Genomic DNA, 15,135 nt, shown 5'->3' with positions numbered 1-15,135 from the left:
CAGGACAATTTACGCACTAATTTTAATGTTATTATCCCTAAGGATATTTAACATTAAAAGGAATTTAAAAAACAAGCGGGTTGCCATAGTTGGAGCAGCTAATTCCATTTTTGAAGAACAAAACGGGGGACTCATTGATTCATATGATATTGTGATTAGAATCAATAAAGCTGCACAGGTGTGGGAGAAGAAAAAATCGGTTTATTTAGGAACGAAATTCACTTACCTATTTCATAGTTTTTACGAAAATGACTTTAGCGGTGGAGGGGAGATTGATTTTAGAAAATTTGAAAATATGGGGATCGAAAAATTAATAAACCCAAACTATTCCCGGAAAGGGCTAAGAACACACCTTAATTTTTATAAACGGCACTTAAAAATAAAAAGGACCTATATTTTAGCCCCGAAGATTTCCAAATCTATTGAAGAGAAACTTCAAGGTTATGTTCCAACGGTTGGGTTTTCTGCTGTAATAGGAGTGCTGATGAGTGATTGTAAAGAAATTTATATAACAGGTTTTACATTTTTTAAAACACCTTATGCACAGGGATATCGGAAAGAATTGACAGATCTGTCTAAAAATAATGAACATTTGAAAAGACAGGGTATCCATAACCCCGATCTTGAATTTGAAGTGTTTAAAAAGCAATTGAACCTGACTTCCTGCAATTGCATAAAAATGGACGAAACCTTAAATACATTGATTCGATTATAAAAATAATATGAGGCTACTTTATTATTCCACATCTTTTTACGCCAATCACGGGGGAAGTATCCAGTCTAAAGAATTTTTTAAGCAATTGGATAACATGGCGGTAATTGAAGAGAAAACTATTTTTCCTTTAAAAGTAAAAAGAGAATTTAGCAGTGGTAATAGTGAAAATTCGGGAATTAAAAATAAGCTTAAAGCAATTCCTTTGCTGCAAGTTGTTTTTTTTTATCGCAGGAGTAGTTTTTATATGAAGGCCTTAAAGGAAAAGATTCTACAGTTCAAGCCTGATGTTCTGTTTATGCAAATTGATTCCAATTTTCTGCAGATCCACCAGCTTAAAAAGGAATTTCCAGAGTTGAAGATTTGCACCCAGGTTAACGGTTCTCCTTTTGATGAGCCATTTAGAAACATAGCTTTCAAAAATAAATTTCGAAAATTACAAAGGAAGGCCTATCAGCAGGCCGATTTAAACATTTTTATATCAGAGTTTTCCCGGAAAGCTATAATGGGGGATTATCTAGATCAGACCAGGGATTTTGTTATTCATAATGGAACAGATACAGATAAATTCTTTCCTTTAAATAATAAGCGGAGTTTACGTAAAACACTGAATTATCCTCTAGACTCTTTTATAATTGGTTACATTGGAACTCTGGACCATCATAAAAAACTTGAGATCCTCATCGAGGCCTTTTTTGACTTGCATAAGGAGTTTTCTTATTTAGCCCTGGTGATTATTGGTGATGGCCCGGCAATGGCAAAGCTAAAAGATAAAGTGAAAAAATTGAGGCTAGAGGGGAAAGTTATATTCAGGGGATGGACCAGGCATGAAAATATAAATATAAACCTTAATTGTTTCGATCTGGCTGTTCATCACTATGCTAATACTTATATGAATCCCTTGAAAATTTTTGAATATCTTTCTGTTGGACTCCCGGTTATTGCACCTCGTATTCCTTCAGTTGAGAAAATGTTTTTAGACGGGGAGGATTTGTTGTTGACTTCTCAAGATAAGACAGAATTGAAATCTCATTTATTTCGTTTGATTACAGATCCTGATTTAAGAAGTAAGTTGAGCTACAAGCAGCATTTAATTACTTCGCTAGAAAGCAATTTTACGTGGAAGAAATATACTGAAAGGATTGTTACTGCAATGGGAAACCTAAAATAATTAGAATATTTTATACAGAAGCACTAATGAAAAAACTCATTCGCATCACAACCATACCACTTTCGCTCGAAAAGCTCCTGGAGGGTCAACTGACTTATATGAACCGCTATTATGAAGTAATTGCGGTGGCTGCGGAAAAGGAGCGTTTGAGGAAATACAGTAATAGAAATGGAGTGAAGACCTTCTGGGTGGAAATGACCAGATCGATTACCCCTTTACAGGATTTAAAAGCGGTATGGAAACTTTACAATTTCTTCAAAAGGGAGAAACCTGAAATTGTCCATACACATACTCCAAAAGCGGGTATTGTCGGTATGCTGGCAGCTAAGATGGCCGGGGTACCAGTAAGGCTGCATACCGTAGCTGGTTTACCTTTATTAGAGACAACAGGAATTAAGCGAAGGCTCTTAAATCTTGTGGAAAAATTCACCTATAAATTAGCAACAAAGGTCTATCCTAATTCCCGGGGTTTAAGAGATATTATCTTTGTGGAAGGTTTTACAGAAAAGGGTAAATTAAAAGTACTAGGGAAAGGTAGTTCCAATGGGATTGATACTAAATACTTTGATCCAAACCAATTCGATGAAACTCAAAAGAAAAATAAGCGACAGGCACTTGGAATTCCACAGGATGATTTTGTATTTATTTTTGTTGGAAGATTGGTTGGAGAAAAAGGTATAAATGAACTTGTTGAAGCTTTTAAAAAGATAAAAAAGAAGAATGTTTCTTTACTGCTCGTTGGTCCTTTTGAAAAGAAACTGGATCCTTTAAAAGATGAGACTTTTAAAACTATACGCGATAACCAAAAAATTTTCACTTCTGGTTACCAGGAAGATGTACGACCTTATTTCGCTATTTCAAACGCCCTGGCATTTCCGAGTTATCGGGAAGGTTTTCCTAATGTGGTGATGCAAGCCGGAGCAATGAATTTACCAGCCATAGTGAGTGATATTAATGGCTGTAATGAAATTGTAGTAGAAGGTATTAATGGTGTTATTATTCCTGTTAAAGATGTTTCTGCACTGGTTACCGCGATGGAATTATTTATTGAAAATAAGACTTATACCCAGAGATTGTCAGCAAATGCTCGAAAGGAAATCTGCAAGTATTATGAACGGCATGAATTTTGGCAAATTCTGTTAAAGGAATACAAAAGCCTCGAAAAACAATATTTAAAATCTTAGTTTTGTAGTGCCAAAATTGGTTACCACAAATCCCCTAGTTCTTCTATGTACAGGCATTTTTTTAAAAATTTCCTTGATTTTTTTATTGCTTTTATGGCATTATTAGTGCTAAGTCCGTTATTAATTCCAATCTTACTTTTATTAGTTTTGGCCAATAATGGAAAACCCTTTTTTTTTCAGAGAAGACCGGGGAAAGATGAGCGAATTTTCAAAATTATAAAGTTTAAAACAATGACCGATCAGAAGGATGAAAATGGAAATTTGCTTCCTGATGATAAAAGATTAACAGCGATTGGAAGATTTGTTAGAAAAACTTCTATTGATGAAATTCCCCAATTAATAAATGTTTTAAAAGGGGATATGAGTTTGGTAGGTCCCAGACCCTTATTGCCCCAGTATTTGTCTTTATATTCTGAAAGGCAAAAAAAACGGCACAAGGTCAAACCGGGGATTACCGGTTGGGCCCAGGTTAATGGAAGAAATGCTATTAGTTGGACCAAGAAGTTTGAATATGATGTTTGGTATGTGGAAAACCTGTCTTTCTTGCTGGATCTAAGTATCATATTTAAAACAGTTAAAAAAGTAATGATTTCAGAGGGAATTAATACCGCTAATATGGCTACCACAGAAGCTTTTAACGGAAAAAACTAATATGAATATATACGGAGCAAGCGGTCACGGAAAAGTTGTTTATGATATACTGAGAAGCAGAAATATTCAACTGGTGTCTATTTTTGACGACAACACTGAAATTGAAGAATTTATGGGGTTTAAAGTTATTCATAAGCCTAATGAAGAACTTTTAAAAACTCCCACGGTCTTTGCAATAGGCAATAATGTAATTAGAAAGCAAGTTGCCCGCAGGTTTACGGGCTTATTCTCTGAGGCACTTAGTCATGCCTCGGCAATTATTTCGCCAAATATTGAGTGTGATAAAGGAACCGTTATTATGCCGGGAGCTATTGTTAATTCGGGTACAAAAATTGGAAAACATTGTATTATAAATTCTGGTGCAGTTGTTGAACACGATGTATTTCTGGAAGATTTTGTGCACATAGCTCCAAACACCGTAATTACGGGCAATGTAAATGTTGGCGAGGGTACGCAGGTCGGTACAGGGACTTCGGTTATACCCGGAGTAAGAATAGGAAAATGGGCTTCCATAGGTGCTGGTGCTGTTATAATTGAAGATGTGCCGGATTTTGCTGTAGTGGTCGGAAATCCTGGAAAAGTAATAAAATATTTAAATGAATAAAGATAAAATCTGGTTATCATCTCCCCACATGGGCGGAAATGAGCAAAAATTCGTCAATGAAGCTTTTAAGCAAAATTGGGTAGCCCCTTTGGGACCCAATGTTAATGGGTTTGAAGAGGATATAAAAAAATATCTTTTTACAAATTCCTCTGGGGAAGGAGCCGTAGCTGCTTTAAGTTCTGGGACAGCCGCCCTGCATCTTGCATTGATAATGCTAGGGGTCAAAGCAGGGGATGAAGTGGTTTGTCAAAGTATGACCTTTGCGGCTTCCGCAAATCCTATTGCTTATTTAGGTGCTAGCCCGGTTTTTATTGATAGCGAGGAGAAAACCTTAAATCTCTGTCCTAAAGCCTTAAGGGTAGCAATTGAGGACAGAATTTCAAAAGGAAAAAAACCAAAAGCAATAATTGCCGTACATTTATACGGAATGCCTTACCAGGTAGATGAAGTCCATAAAGTTGCCCGGAAGTATGAAATCCCGGTAGTGGAAGATGCTGCTGAAGCTTTAGGTAGTACTTATAAAGGGGAAAAGTGCGGGACTTTTGCAGAATATGCGATACTTTCTTTTAACGGAAACAAAATTATCACTACCTCTGGAGGCGGAGCTTTGGTAACCAGGTCTCAAATTGCAAAAGATAAGGCAGTTTTTTTAGCTACCCAGGCAAGAGATGCCGCGCCGCATTATCAACATAGTGAAATTGGTTATAATTACAGGCTAAGTAATATTTCTGCAGGTATAGGGCGAGGCCAAATGGAAGTGATAGATGACCGGGTGGAGGCAAGAAGGCAAATGCACGATTTTTATGTAAATTTGTTTTCTGAAATAGAAGGGGTCAAAGTTTTTAGTGCCCCAAACGATGATTATTTTTGTAACCATTGGTTAAGTGTAGTTAGCCTTGATAAAAATAGGACCGGTGGAATAAGTCGTGAAAAATTGCGTTTACATCTTGAAAAATTAAATATTGAAAGTCGGCCCTTGTGGAAACCTATGCATATGCAACCCGTGTTTAAAAATGCTCCTTTTTACGGAGAGGGGGTTGCTGGGCAGTTATTTGAGAATGGGCTCTGTTTACCTTCGGGTTCTAATTTGACCCAGGAGGAAAAAGCTCGTATTAAAACCGGAGTTTTATCCTGTTTTAGAAAGTAGAAGTGTTGGATTATGGGGAATAAAGTAAATAATGCATTAAGAAATATTCTGTCGGGTACTGACAATGCATTGGATTTAAGAAATATCAAATATCTTCCCAGATGGGCAGTTTATTTAATAGACCTTGCCCTGGTAGCTATTTCCACCTTATTTACTGTTTTAATTGTTGTCGACCTTACTCCAAATTACTATACGGTACTGAGTTTTTACGATAAAGCATTTATTATAATAGCAGTGCATACATTTTATTTCTATATTTTTAAAACCTACGCGGGAATTATTAGGTATTCTTCCAATATAGATGCATTAAAGCTTTTGCTTGCTACCATTAGTTCTTTTATAACTTTATTGTTCATCAACTATATTACTTATTTCGTCATAGGTGAAAAGCTCTTTTTGGTAGGTGGGTTATTAATCAATTTGTGTATTTCGTTTTCTTTACTATTTCTATTTAGATTGGGAGTAAAACAGATCTATGAGTATTTTAAATTGGTTAGCAGGGATGAGGATATTTTAAACGCGGTTATCCTGGGAGCAGATGAAAATGCAATTTCTATAGCTGGTGCGCTTGATATTGAAATTCCCAGAAGGTTTAAAATCGTCGGATTTTTAACCAATGAAAGACATAATAAAAGTATCCGTTTGCTGGATAAGCCGGTAATTAATTATTCCGCAGAAATTCATAAGGCCGTTGAATCGGTTAATGCGCAAGCTATTATTCTTTCTGAGAATAATTTTTCAGCAGAAGAGAAATTTTCATTTGTAGAGGACTGTCTTGAAAATAATGTAAAAGTTTTTAATGCTCCCATTATCTCTACCTGGGGAGAAGATACACAACCTATTGCCAAGAAGGTTAAATCGCTTCAAATTGAAGACCTTTTAGAGCGGGAGCCGATTAAACTTAATCCGGAAAATAAGATTGCACAATTAACTGGAAAGACAATTTTGGTAACCGGGGGTGCGGGTTCCATCGGGAGCGAAATTGTGAGACAGGTTGCCCAATATAATCCAAAAAAGCTAATAATTCTGGATCAGGCTGAAACTCCTTTACACAGTCTAAGTCTTGAGGTACAAGCCAAGTATCCAGAGTTGAATTGTAAATTTATTATTTGCGATGTCGGAAATCTAAAGCGCTTGGAACTGATGTTCCAAAATCAATCGATTGATGTGGTTTATCACGCTGCTGCATATAAACATGTTCCCTTAATGGAGGAAAATCCGCATGAAGCCGTTTTTGTAAATATTCAGGGCACCAAAAACCTTGCTGATCTTTCTTTGAAATATAAGGTTACTCATTTTGTTATGGTTTCAACCGACAAAGCGGTAAACCCAAGTAATGTCATGGGAGCCTCCAAAAGGGCGGCAGAAATGTATGTGCAATCACTTTACCATTCACGAACAATTCATGATATAAATACAACTAAGTTTATCACTACCCGTTTTGGAAATGTTTTAGGTTCAAATGGATCTGTAGTTCCACTATTTAAAAAACAAATAGAAAAAGGAGGCCCTGTAACCATTACCCATCCAGATATCATTAGATATTTTATGACAATTCCAGAGGCTTGTCAACTGGTTCTAGAAGCCGGAGCTATGGGAAAAGGAGGGGAAATCTTTATTTTTGATATGGGAGAACCGGTTAAAATTATGGATTTGGCCATAAAAATGATTAAACTTGCCGGTTATGACCCTAATAAGAATATTAAGGTGAAAATTACCGGATTACGGCCAGGAGAGAAACTATACGAGGAATTATTGAATGATGAGTGTAAAACATTGCCAACACATCATAAAAAAATTATGATAGGTCAGGAAGTGGTTAGGGATTATGAACACATCAGTGAGAAAATAGAAAGCATAATAAAATCGGCCAATTCTTTAAAAGCTGATAAGATGGTTAAAAAATTAAAAATCCTCATTCCGGAATTTAAAAGTAATAACTCTACTTTCGAGAGTCTAGATAGTAAAGAAGAAGTAATAAGTAAATAAAATAAACTGCATGTTAATATCAGTTAAGAAACTAGGAATGTTTCTTATTTTAAGTATACTCCTATCAAGTTGTGCCACAAAAGATGATGTGGTCTATTTTAACAACGCAGAAAGCCTTGAGGGTAAAAAAAATCTGTTGGAATATGAGCCAAAAATAGAAGCTAACGATGTATTAAGAATTAATGTTTCCTCCTCATCAGTTAATGAAGAAATTGTAGCTCCTTTCCAGATGAATCAACAAGGAGGAGGACAAGCTGAAGGTGGCGGAGGCCAAAATCTTTCTTTAACTGGCTACCTGGTAAGTCCTGAGGGCACTATAAATTTCCCGGTACTTGGTACCGTAGACGTTGAAGGCATGAGCCGTACAGAGATACAAAATAAATTACAGAAGCAAATTTCTGAATATGTAAGGAATCCGGTAGTTGATGTCAGAATTGTTAATTTCGGCGTGACTGTTTTAGGAGAAGTAGGTGCTCCCGGCCGTATTCAAATTACCGATGGACGGGTTTCGATGCCTGAGTTACTAGCTATGAGCGGTGATATTACTTATTCAGGACAAAGGGAGAATATAATGGTGATCCGTGAGGTAGACGGAGTGAAATCAGTAGGTTATTTAGATATGACTGAAGTTGATCTTTTTGATAGTCCCTATTATTATCTTAAACAGAATGATATTGTTTATGTGGAACCGACATATGGAAGAATGAAATCCGCCGGTTTTTTTGGTAGTCCAAGCAGTATATTAGGCCTAGTTAGCTCAGTACTGAGTTTAATTTTAATTTTCACCAGATAGATGGAAGAATTAAACGACTTCACAGAAGAAAAAGAAGAATCCACCTTCGATTTAAAAGCAGAGCTTTTTAAATATCTTACCTATTGGAAATGGATTCTTTTGGGTTTTCTAATAGGTGGCTTACTAGCTTATTTATACAATAGGTATACCATTCCTAAATATAGAACCGAAGCCACGATGATGATCGTGGATGATCAGGGAAATAACGCAATGAATGCCTCCCCGTCCGCCGGAGGTGCTATTTTTTCCCTGGGGGATGATGGAATTCAAAATCATATTGAGAAATTAAAATCTAAGCAACTGGTAGAAAGTGTAGTTGATGAACTGGATCATAATATCAGTTATTTTATTGAGGGAAATGTTATTACTGTTGAGGCATACGAATCAAGCCCGGTTTTAATAGAATTTCTTACCCCGGAAGCTATTATTCATTCTATTTCTAAAAACTTATTTGTAACCCCGATCTCTGACACCTCTTTTATTCTGGAAGAGGAAACGAGCAAATATTCAGAGACCCATAAAATAGGAGAAATCATTACACTGGGGGATATAAAGTTTACCATTTTACCAAAATCCGGAAAGGTTGAGGGAACTTTTAGAAGAACAAGCCCAGTTCATATAAGAATTCGTCCGCTAAGTGATGTAGCCGCCGAATATATTTCTAAAATGCAAATTTCGCAAAAAGGTCAGGCCCAGGACATCCTGGTTTTAAGCATTGTACAGACGACTCCGGAAGAATCTGAAGATTTTCTCAATAAGTTAATGCACCGTTTTAATGAGGAGGGTATTAAAGATAAACAGGAGGTAGCAGAAAATACTACCGCTTTTATTCAGGACCGTCTGGAGATGATCACCTCTGAATTAGATTCTGTGGAAGGAAATATTGCAGAATTTAAAAGGGAGAACCAAATAATGGATGTGGGTAGCGGTGCTTCCCAGTTCCAAACGAAATTTTCTGCTGCGGAGCAGGAAATTTTTAACCTGGAGACTCAGTTAGAACTTTTAAAATCAATTGAAGAATTATTAAGAAATCAGGGGAATTATGAACTTTTACCTGAGGTAGGAATAAGTGAGGGTGGGATTTCCGGTCTTGTAAATTCCTATAATACTTTAATTATGGAGCGTAACCTGTACCTGGAAGGTGGTACAGAACGAAATCCTATTGTAAAGACCATAACCGAGCAACTCGATAGTTTAAGGGAAAATCTCTTTGAAAGTATTAAAAGCACCCGTAATTCACTGAATTTAAGGTTAAGAGAGCTTGGTGAACGTGAAAATATTGCCCAGGGAGCCTTTAGTACGTTTCCAGGTTTGGAAAAAGGAATGCGAAGTATTCAGAGGCAACAAACAATTAAAGAACAGCTTTATTTATTTTTGTTACAGAGAAGGGAGGAAGCCGCTATTTCTTTTGCAGCAACAGCTTCAGTAGCACGCGTAATTGATGATGCTTTTACTATTGATTCCCCGGTAGATCCTGAGCCCTGGTTAATTTTAGTTGGTGGATTTTTAATTGGATTAATTATCCCAATTCTAATTATTTTTCTTAAAAATATGCTGGATACAAAAGTCCATCATAAAGGAGAATTACAAGGTTTAACGAAACATGTACCGTTTATTGGTGAGGTTCCAAGAATAACCAGTGACCAAAGCGAACAAATCGAACTCAATGACCGTTCACCATTAGCAGAGTCTTTTAGGATTTTAAGAACCAATTTGGCATACCTGATTCAAAACAAAAAAAAGGAAAGGGGAGAAATTATATATATTACTTCTACAATTAAAGGAGAAGGTAAGACTTTTGTTTCTTATAATATGGCCCGAACCCTGGCGAGTACTGGAAAAAAAGTTCTCTTAATTGGAGCTGATATCAGGAACCCAAAACTACATCGCTATGCAGATGTCAGTATGGGTGAAAAAGGACTTTCAGACTACCTTTATGATTTTGAGGTTAGAGAAGAACAAATAATTTCTAAAGATCAAAGTGGTAGTATTAAGATGGATATGGTGCTTTCCGGCCCGATTCCCCCAAACCCGGCAGAACTGCTTATGAACGATCGGATGGAGCAGCTTTTACAATATACTTCCAAAGTGTATGATTATGTACTGGTGGATACGGCTCCTACCATGATAGTGACAGATACCTTACTCATTAGTCCTTTGGCCGACACCACGCTTTACGTGGTTCGTGCCGATTTAACCGATAAGAAAATGCTTGATTTCCCAAAAGAACTTAAACAACAAGGCAAGATCAAAAGTCCTGCTATCATTTTGAATGATGTGGATTATTCTAAGTTTTCTTATGGAGCTAAATATGGCTATTCTTATGGGTATGGCTATGGATACGGAGTTGACAAGGAATCCCGTTGGAAACGAATAATAAACAGAATGAAGGGAAAAAAATCATAATTATTTCTACTAGATATAGAGTGAGTTTTAGAAATCCAAAGCTTTATTTACCTAAACAAAGTTTTGGATTTTTCAATTATGGGTTCGATCAGGGGAAGTTGATTTTTCTTGAGTTTTATCTTTTCTATCTTTTCCAGGTGGGCTAAGCGGTGGGCATCGCTACTTATAAAATCTATCATACCTTTTTCCAGAAGTTGATGTGCGGTTTTCTGCATTGCAATACCATAATGCGGTGTAAGAGATAACATATTCATTTGAAAACTGCAGCCCCGTGCCTTTAGATCTTCATACTTATTAAGATTACTTCCATGGAAAAAGGCATAGCGTTCGGGATGAGCTAATATAGGTTTTAGATTTCTGTTCTGAATTTTAAAAAGAATTTCGGCTAAATTAATCGGGGCCTGGAAATAAGACATTTCCACTAAAACATGGTTTTCTACCACATTTAACACATTCTCCTTTTCCATCTGCTCTATTAAGAAGTGGTCCATCATATATTCCCCGGCAGCCTTTAATGAATTACCTTTTGGAAGTGCTTTTTTTAGCTTCTCTAAAGCAGGATAAATAGTTTCTGGAGTATTGGGGTAGAATTCTCCCATAATGTGAGGACTTGCAACAAAGTCAGTTATACCGAATTGATTGAACTTCTCAATCATCGCAATAGCATCTTCTGTATTGCTTGCACCATCATCTATACCGGGCAATAAATGATTATGGAAATCTGTGAACCCTTCCAGTAAATCAACTAAAAATATTTTTTTCTGAAAAATGGATAGCATTTCTAAGTTTTAGATGCATAAAATTACATATTTTTAATTCGAATTAGACATATTTGAATAGCCTTAACGCCTACTTATGAAACAAAGTTTACTTTCCCTTTTATTTTTCTCGTTATTTTTTTCACTCCATGCCCAGAAATTGGATTTTAAAAGCCAGGTGAGCGGGACCGGTTTAATATATTCAGAGGATAATTCTCCGTTTTGGTTACATACCAACCAAAGAGGAAGAATAGATGAAACAACCAATTTTTCCGGATTGATCAGTGTCTCAGGAATATATAATCTTTCCGGAAATTCAAATTTAGAAGTTGGGCTTGGAGCGCTTTACCAGGATGGATATTCTGATAAATTACAGTTGGACCAGGCTTATGTGGCTTTCAGTAATTCCTGGCTCGGAATAGTTGCTGGACGAAAACAGCGCCAGGAATTGTACCGTGGTTTGAGTGCTACAAATCAGAATATATTATGGTCGCTCAATGCCAGGCCACTACCTGGGGTAAGATTTTTTACCAGAAGGCCTATATTTTTTAAAAACAATCGTGGACTTGGGTTTGAAGCTTCCTATGAAGAATATCTAATGGATGATGAGCGGTTTGTGGAAAATACAAGACTTCATCATAAAAGTTTTCATTTAATCTATAAATCATCTCCGAAGTTCCAGATTTCTGCAGGTTTAAGACACTTTGTCCAGTGGGGGGGGACACATCCCGTTTTCGGGGATTTACCTTCAGATTTTGAAGCTTATACCAGGGTAGTAACCGGAAAAGGTGTAGGCGAGGATGCCATGGATGAGCTCTCAACAGAAGAAATTAACGGACTAGGGAACCATCTGGGAAGTTACGAGATAACTATTAAAACAATTTTGGCCGGGTATAATGTAGAGATTATTTATAACCATCTATTTGAAGACGGCTCGGGAAGCCTACTTAGAAATACACCAGACGGTCGCTATGGTGTTTTTATAGAAGACCCTAAAGCTGCAAAAGATTCCTGGTTTAAGGCAGTGATGTACGAATTCTATTATACAAAAAATCAGAGTAAAAATACACCAACTACCGATGGAACTGATAATTACTTTAATAACAATTTATACCGCTCTGGCTGGACTTATGAAAACCGTGTGATCGGGCTACCATTCATCACACTGGGCCCTGATCGTTTCAGAATTGCCAACAACAAATTAATTGCACACCATATAGGTTTAACGGGAATGGCTTTTAAGAAAGTTCCGTATCGATTTCTGGGAAGTTTTAGACAAAATTACGGCGGAAAGGGAAGCGGAAATGTAGATGGTTACCACATAATCTCCACTTATTTTGATCTAAATCTTTTGCAAAATGTAGTAAACTTAAATCTTCAACTGGGAGCTGATTTTAGCGAAATTGATGGTCCTAATTTTGGTGCAGGACTCTCTATTTCAAAATCAATTTTGTAAAGCATCATTCTAGCAAACTTCGCCCCGATGAAGCAAATATATACACCTGTTTTAAAAATAAATGAAAATGCTGAAGTTATCTCCTGGAACCCAGCTTCTGAAAATTTTGTAAAGAATTATTTTAATAATTCACTAAAAGTAGATTTATGCTTATCTAGTGTTTTTCCAGGAAAGATTGCAAAAAAAATTAAAAGTGATTTTAAAAAGAATAATGGAATTTTTCATAGTAACATTTCTTTTACAGATGCAGAAGATCTAGATATATTTGGTAGTCCCTGTGTGGATATTGATGGAAATATTGAATCCTTTTCTATATCTCTGAAATTAACTAATAGAATAGAACCTGCATATCCAGAACATATTGTTCAAGTTAAAAATATGCTTGATAATTCTTCCTTGGCAATTTTTTTATCGGATCCAAAGGGACCGATTATAGATGTCAATAAGTCCGCATGCGAGTTGTTTGGGTATACCTTTGAAGAGTTAAGGAAATTAAGTAGGGAAGATATAATTGAAAAGAACATTGAATTAGAGAAGGCGGTACAACAAAGGAATGAAGTCGGGGAGATAAGACGAGAATTGACTGGTATAAAAAAGAATGGTGAAACTTTTCCCTGTGAAGTTCATTCTGTTATTTATACTAACCACAAGGGTGAGAAACGAACCAGTACTGCCATAGTCGATATTTCAGAAAGAAAAAGACAGGAGTTAATTGCCGAAAACAACATGCAGGCTTTTCAATCTTTATTTGATTATAATCCTGATGCTGTTTATTCTTTTGATTTGAAAGGAAATTTCATAGATCTTAATGAAGGTGCTTTGAAGCTTGTTGAAGGCTCGAGAGAAAGTGCGCAGGAAATTAATTTTTTACCTTTAATTCCTTCTGAAGACAGGGAACGGGTTATCACTCATTCGCTCAAAGCTGTATCTGGCGAAGTACAACGTTACAAGACTAATTTCGTAGGTCTGAAAGGAACAAAAACGGTTCTCGATGTTACTAATTTTCCAATTTACGTGAATAATGAAATAACAGGGGTATACGGGATTGCAAAGGATATTACCAAACAAGTACATATTGAGCAAAAATTACTGGCTGAACGTAATATGTTTAGGGCCATCATAGATTATATTCCCGACCATATTTTTGTGGTAAATGAAAAGCACGAAACCATTTTGACTAATTATAGTTTTTATAAGCATTACCTGGGAGTTGATAATGAACAGAAAAGTTTGGGATTAATTGCATCCGATTTTTTTCCAAAAGAAGAAGCCTCAGAAATTATGAAGGATAATACCAAGGTTATGAATCAGGGAATTCCCGTAATCAATCGAGGAGACATTGTAAAAAACTTTAATGGGGATTTAGAATATACACTCTTAACCAAGGTCCCGTTTAAATTTGGGGATAATAAAAAAGGCCTGGTAGGGATATCAAGGAATATAACGGAAATTAAGCAAAAGGAGAAAGCTTTAGAAGAATTAAACAGGGAATTGAAAAAGCATGCCGATGAACTTGCTTTGTCTAATAAAGAACTGGAGCAATTTGCATATATCGCTTCCCATGATCTCCAGGAGCCTCTTAGAATGGTGACCAGTTTTTTAAGCCAACTTAAAAAAAAGTATAACCATAAACTGGACGATAAGGCCCAACAGTATATTTATTTTGCACACGATGGTGCCACACGAATGCGGCAAATAATCTTAGATCTACTGGATTATTCCAGAGTGGGTAGAGTGGAACACAAACTTACTGCTGTAGAGCTAGATAGTCTGGTTGCTGAAGTGATAACGCTTCAGAAAAGATGCATTGAAGAAAAGAAAGCAGAAATCCAGGTTGATAGGCTTCCAAAATTGAAAATTGAAGAACCACTTTTAAAGCAATTATTTTCGAATTTAATCGGGAATGCTTTGAAGTATTATTCAAAAGAGCGATTACCAAAAATTCGCATTTCAGCTCTTGAAAAGGAAAATGTCTGGGAGTTTGAAATAAGAGATAACGGGATAGGTATTGAAGAAGAATTCAAAGAAAAGATTTTTATTATTTTTCAGCGTCTGCATCAACGGGATCAATATGAAGGAACAGGGATAGGTTTGGCCATCTGCAAAAAAATTGTAGAAGGTTTTGGCGGGAAAATATGGGTGGATTCCGTCTATGGTAAAGGGAGTAGCTTTTATTTTACAATCCCAAAACAAATTTAGTATATTTACTCACAAGGCGAGTTCTCGGTGGTGCTGAAGCTAAAATATTATAACTTTTATAAAGG

General features: G+C 36.3%; 12 protein-coding genes. 11 read left to right on the top strand and 1 reads right to left on the bottom strand.

The window, feature by feature from the left end:
* Positions 1-25 precede the first annotated feature (25 nt).
* From DET49_RS15475 to DET49_RS15435, 9 genes are read left to right on the top strand one after another with little or no spacing between them, the layout of a single operon-like run.
* A complete protein-coding gene (locus DET49_RS15475; RefSeq protein WP_133549317.1) occupies positions 26-715 on the top strand; it encodes a glycosyltransferase family 29 protein in 690 nt (229 codons plus the stop codon).
* Positions 716-722: 7 nt separating this feature from the next.
* Complete coding sequence (locus tag DET49_RS15470; protein ID WP_133549315.1) at positions 723-1,883, top strand: glycosyltransferase family 4 protein; 1,161 nt, start codon at positions 723-725, stop codon at positions 1,881-1,883.
* Positions 1,884-1,909: 26 nt separating this feature from the next.
* Complete coding sequence (locus DET49_RS15465; protein WP_133549313.1) at positions 1,910-3,067, top strand: glycosyltransferase family 4 protein; 1,158 nt, start codon at positions 1,910-1,912, stop codon at positions 3,065-3,067.
* A 45-nt stretch (positions 3,068-3,112) separates the two neighbouring features.
* The gene (locus DET49_RS15460) at positions 3,113-3,718 is read left to right on the top strand and encodes a sugar transferase (RefSeq protein ID WP_133549311.1); all 606 of its coding nucleotides are present in this window, start codon (positions 3,113-3,115) and stop codon (positions 3,716-3,718) included.
* Between the two features lies 1 nt (position 3,719).
* Positions 3,720-4,322 (top strand): acetyltransferase, encoded by a 603-nt coding sequence (locus tag DET49_RS15455; protein WP_133549309.1) that lies wholly within the window; start codon positions 3,720-3,722, stop codon positions 4,320-4,322.
* Positions 4,315-5,469 carry an aminotransferase class I/II-fold pyridoxal phosphate-dependent enzyme gene (locus DET49_RS15450; protein ID WP_133549307.1) on the top strand — a complete coding sequence of 385 codons (1,155 nt, stop codon included), beginning with the start codon at positions 4,315-4,317 and terminating at the stop codon, positions 5,467-5,469. Before DET49_RS15455 ends, DET49_RS15450 begins: the two co-directional genes overlap by 8 nt.
* 12 nt (positions 5,470-5,481) lie before the next feature.
* Positions 5,482-7,458 carry a polysaccharide biosynthesis protein gene (locus DET49_RS15445; protein WP_133549305.1) on the top strand — a complete coding sequence of 659 codons (1,977 nt, stop codon included), beginning with the start codon at positions 5,482-5,484 and terminating at the stop codon, positions 7,456-7,458.
* 10 nt (positions 7,459-7,468) lie between these two features.
* Entirely contained in the window at positions 7,469-8,251 is a 783-nt protein-coding gene (locus tag DET49_RS15440) for a polysaccharide biosynthesis/export family protein (RefSeq protein ID WP_133549303.1), read from the top strand.
* A complete protein-coding gene (locus DET49_RS15435) occupies positions 8,252-10,657 on the top strand; it encodes a GumC family protein (protein ID WP_133549301.1) in 2,406 nt (801 codons plus the stop codon). It begins immediately after the preceding gene.
* 47 nt (positions 10,658-10,704) lie between these two features.
* Here DET49_RS15435 and DET49_RS15430 read toward each other — a convergent pair whose 3' ends face one another.
* Entirely contained in the window at positions 10,705-11,436 is a 732-nt protein-coding gene (locus tag DET49_RS15430) for a tyrosine-protein phosphatase (RefSeq protein ID WP_133549299.1), read from the bottom strand.
* A gap of 76 nt (positions 11,437-11,512) precedes the next feature.
* Between DET49_RS15430 and DET49_RS15425 the strand changes: the two genes are divergently transcribed.
* Together DET49_RS15425 and DET49_RS15420 are read left to right on the top strand one after the other, a co-directional pair.
* The gene (locus tag DET49_RS15425) at positions 11,513-12,871 is read left to right on the top strand and encodes a capsule assembly Wzi family protein (protein WP_133549297.1); all 1,359 of its coding nucleotides are present in this window, start codon (positions 11,513-11,515) and stop codon (positions 12,869-12,871) included.
* A gap of 27 nt (positions 12,872-12,898) precedes the next feature.
* Positions 12,899-15,070, top strand: a complete 2,172-nt coding sequence (locus DET49_RS15420) for a PAS domain S-box protein (RefSeq protein WP_133549295.1) — start codon at positions 12,899-12,901, stop codon at positions 15,068-15,070.
* Positions 15,071-15,135 lie beyond the last annotated feature (65 nt).

Source organism: Salegentibacter sp. 24, from assembly GCF_004362395.1.
GTDB lineage: Bacteria > Bacteroidota > Bacteroidia > Flavobacteriales > Flavobacteriaceae > Salegentibacter.
This window is presented reverse-complemented; position numbering and strand designations above follow the sequence as displayed.

Coding starts and splice junctions, on each gene's coding strand:
- DET49_RS15455 (WP_133549309.1), top strand. CDS start 3,720: ATGAATATATACGGAGCAAGCGGTCACGGAAAAGTTGTTTATGATATA.
- DET49_RS15470 (WP_133549315.1), top strand. CDS start 723: ATGAGGCTACTTTATTATTCCACATCTTTTTACGCCAATCACGGGGGA.
- DET49_RS15425 (WP_133549297.1), top strand. CDS start 11,513: ATGAAACAAAGTTTACTTTCCCTTTTATTTTTCTCGTTATTTTTTTCA.
- DET49_RS15450 (WP_133549307.1), top strand. CDS start 4,315: ATGAATAAAGATAAAATCTGGTTATCATCTCCCCACATGGGCGGAAAT.
- DET49_RS15440 (WP_133549303.1), top strand. CDS start 7,469: ATGTTAATATCAGTTAAGAAACTAGGAATGTTTCTTATTTTAAGTATA.
- DET49_RS15465 (WP_133549313.1), top strand. CDS start 1,910: ATGAAAAAACTCATTCGCATCACAACCATACCACTTTCGCTCGAAAAG.
- DET49_RS15460 (WP_133549311.1), top strand. CDS start 3,113: ATGTACAGGCATTTTTTTAAAAATTTCCTTGATTTTTTTATTGCTTTT.
- DET49_RS15420 (WP_133549295.1), top strand. CDS start 12,899: ATGAAGCAAATATATACACCTGTTTTAAAAATAAATGAAAATGCTGAA.
- DET49_RS15435 (WP_133549301.1), top strand. CDS start 8,252: ATGGAAGAATTAAACGACTTCACAGAAGAAAAAGAAGAATCCACCTTC.
- DET49_RS15445 (WP_133549305.1), top strand. CDS start 5,482: ATGGGGAATAAAGTAAATAATGCATTAAGAAATATTCTGTCGGGTACT.
- DET49_RS15430 (WP_133549299.1), bottom strand. CDS start 11,436: ATGCTATCCATTTTTCAGAAAAAAATATTTTTAGTTGATTTACTGGAA.
- DET49_RS15475 (WP_133549317.1), top strand. CDS start 26: ATGTTATTATCCCTAAGGATATTTAACATTAAAAGGAATTTAAAAAAC.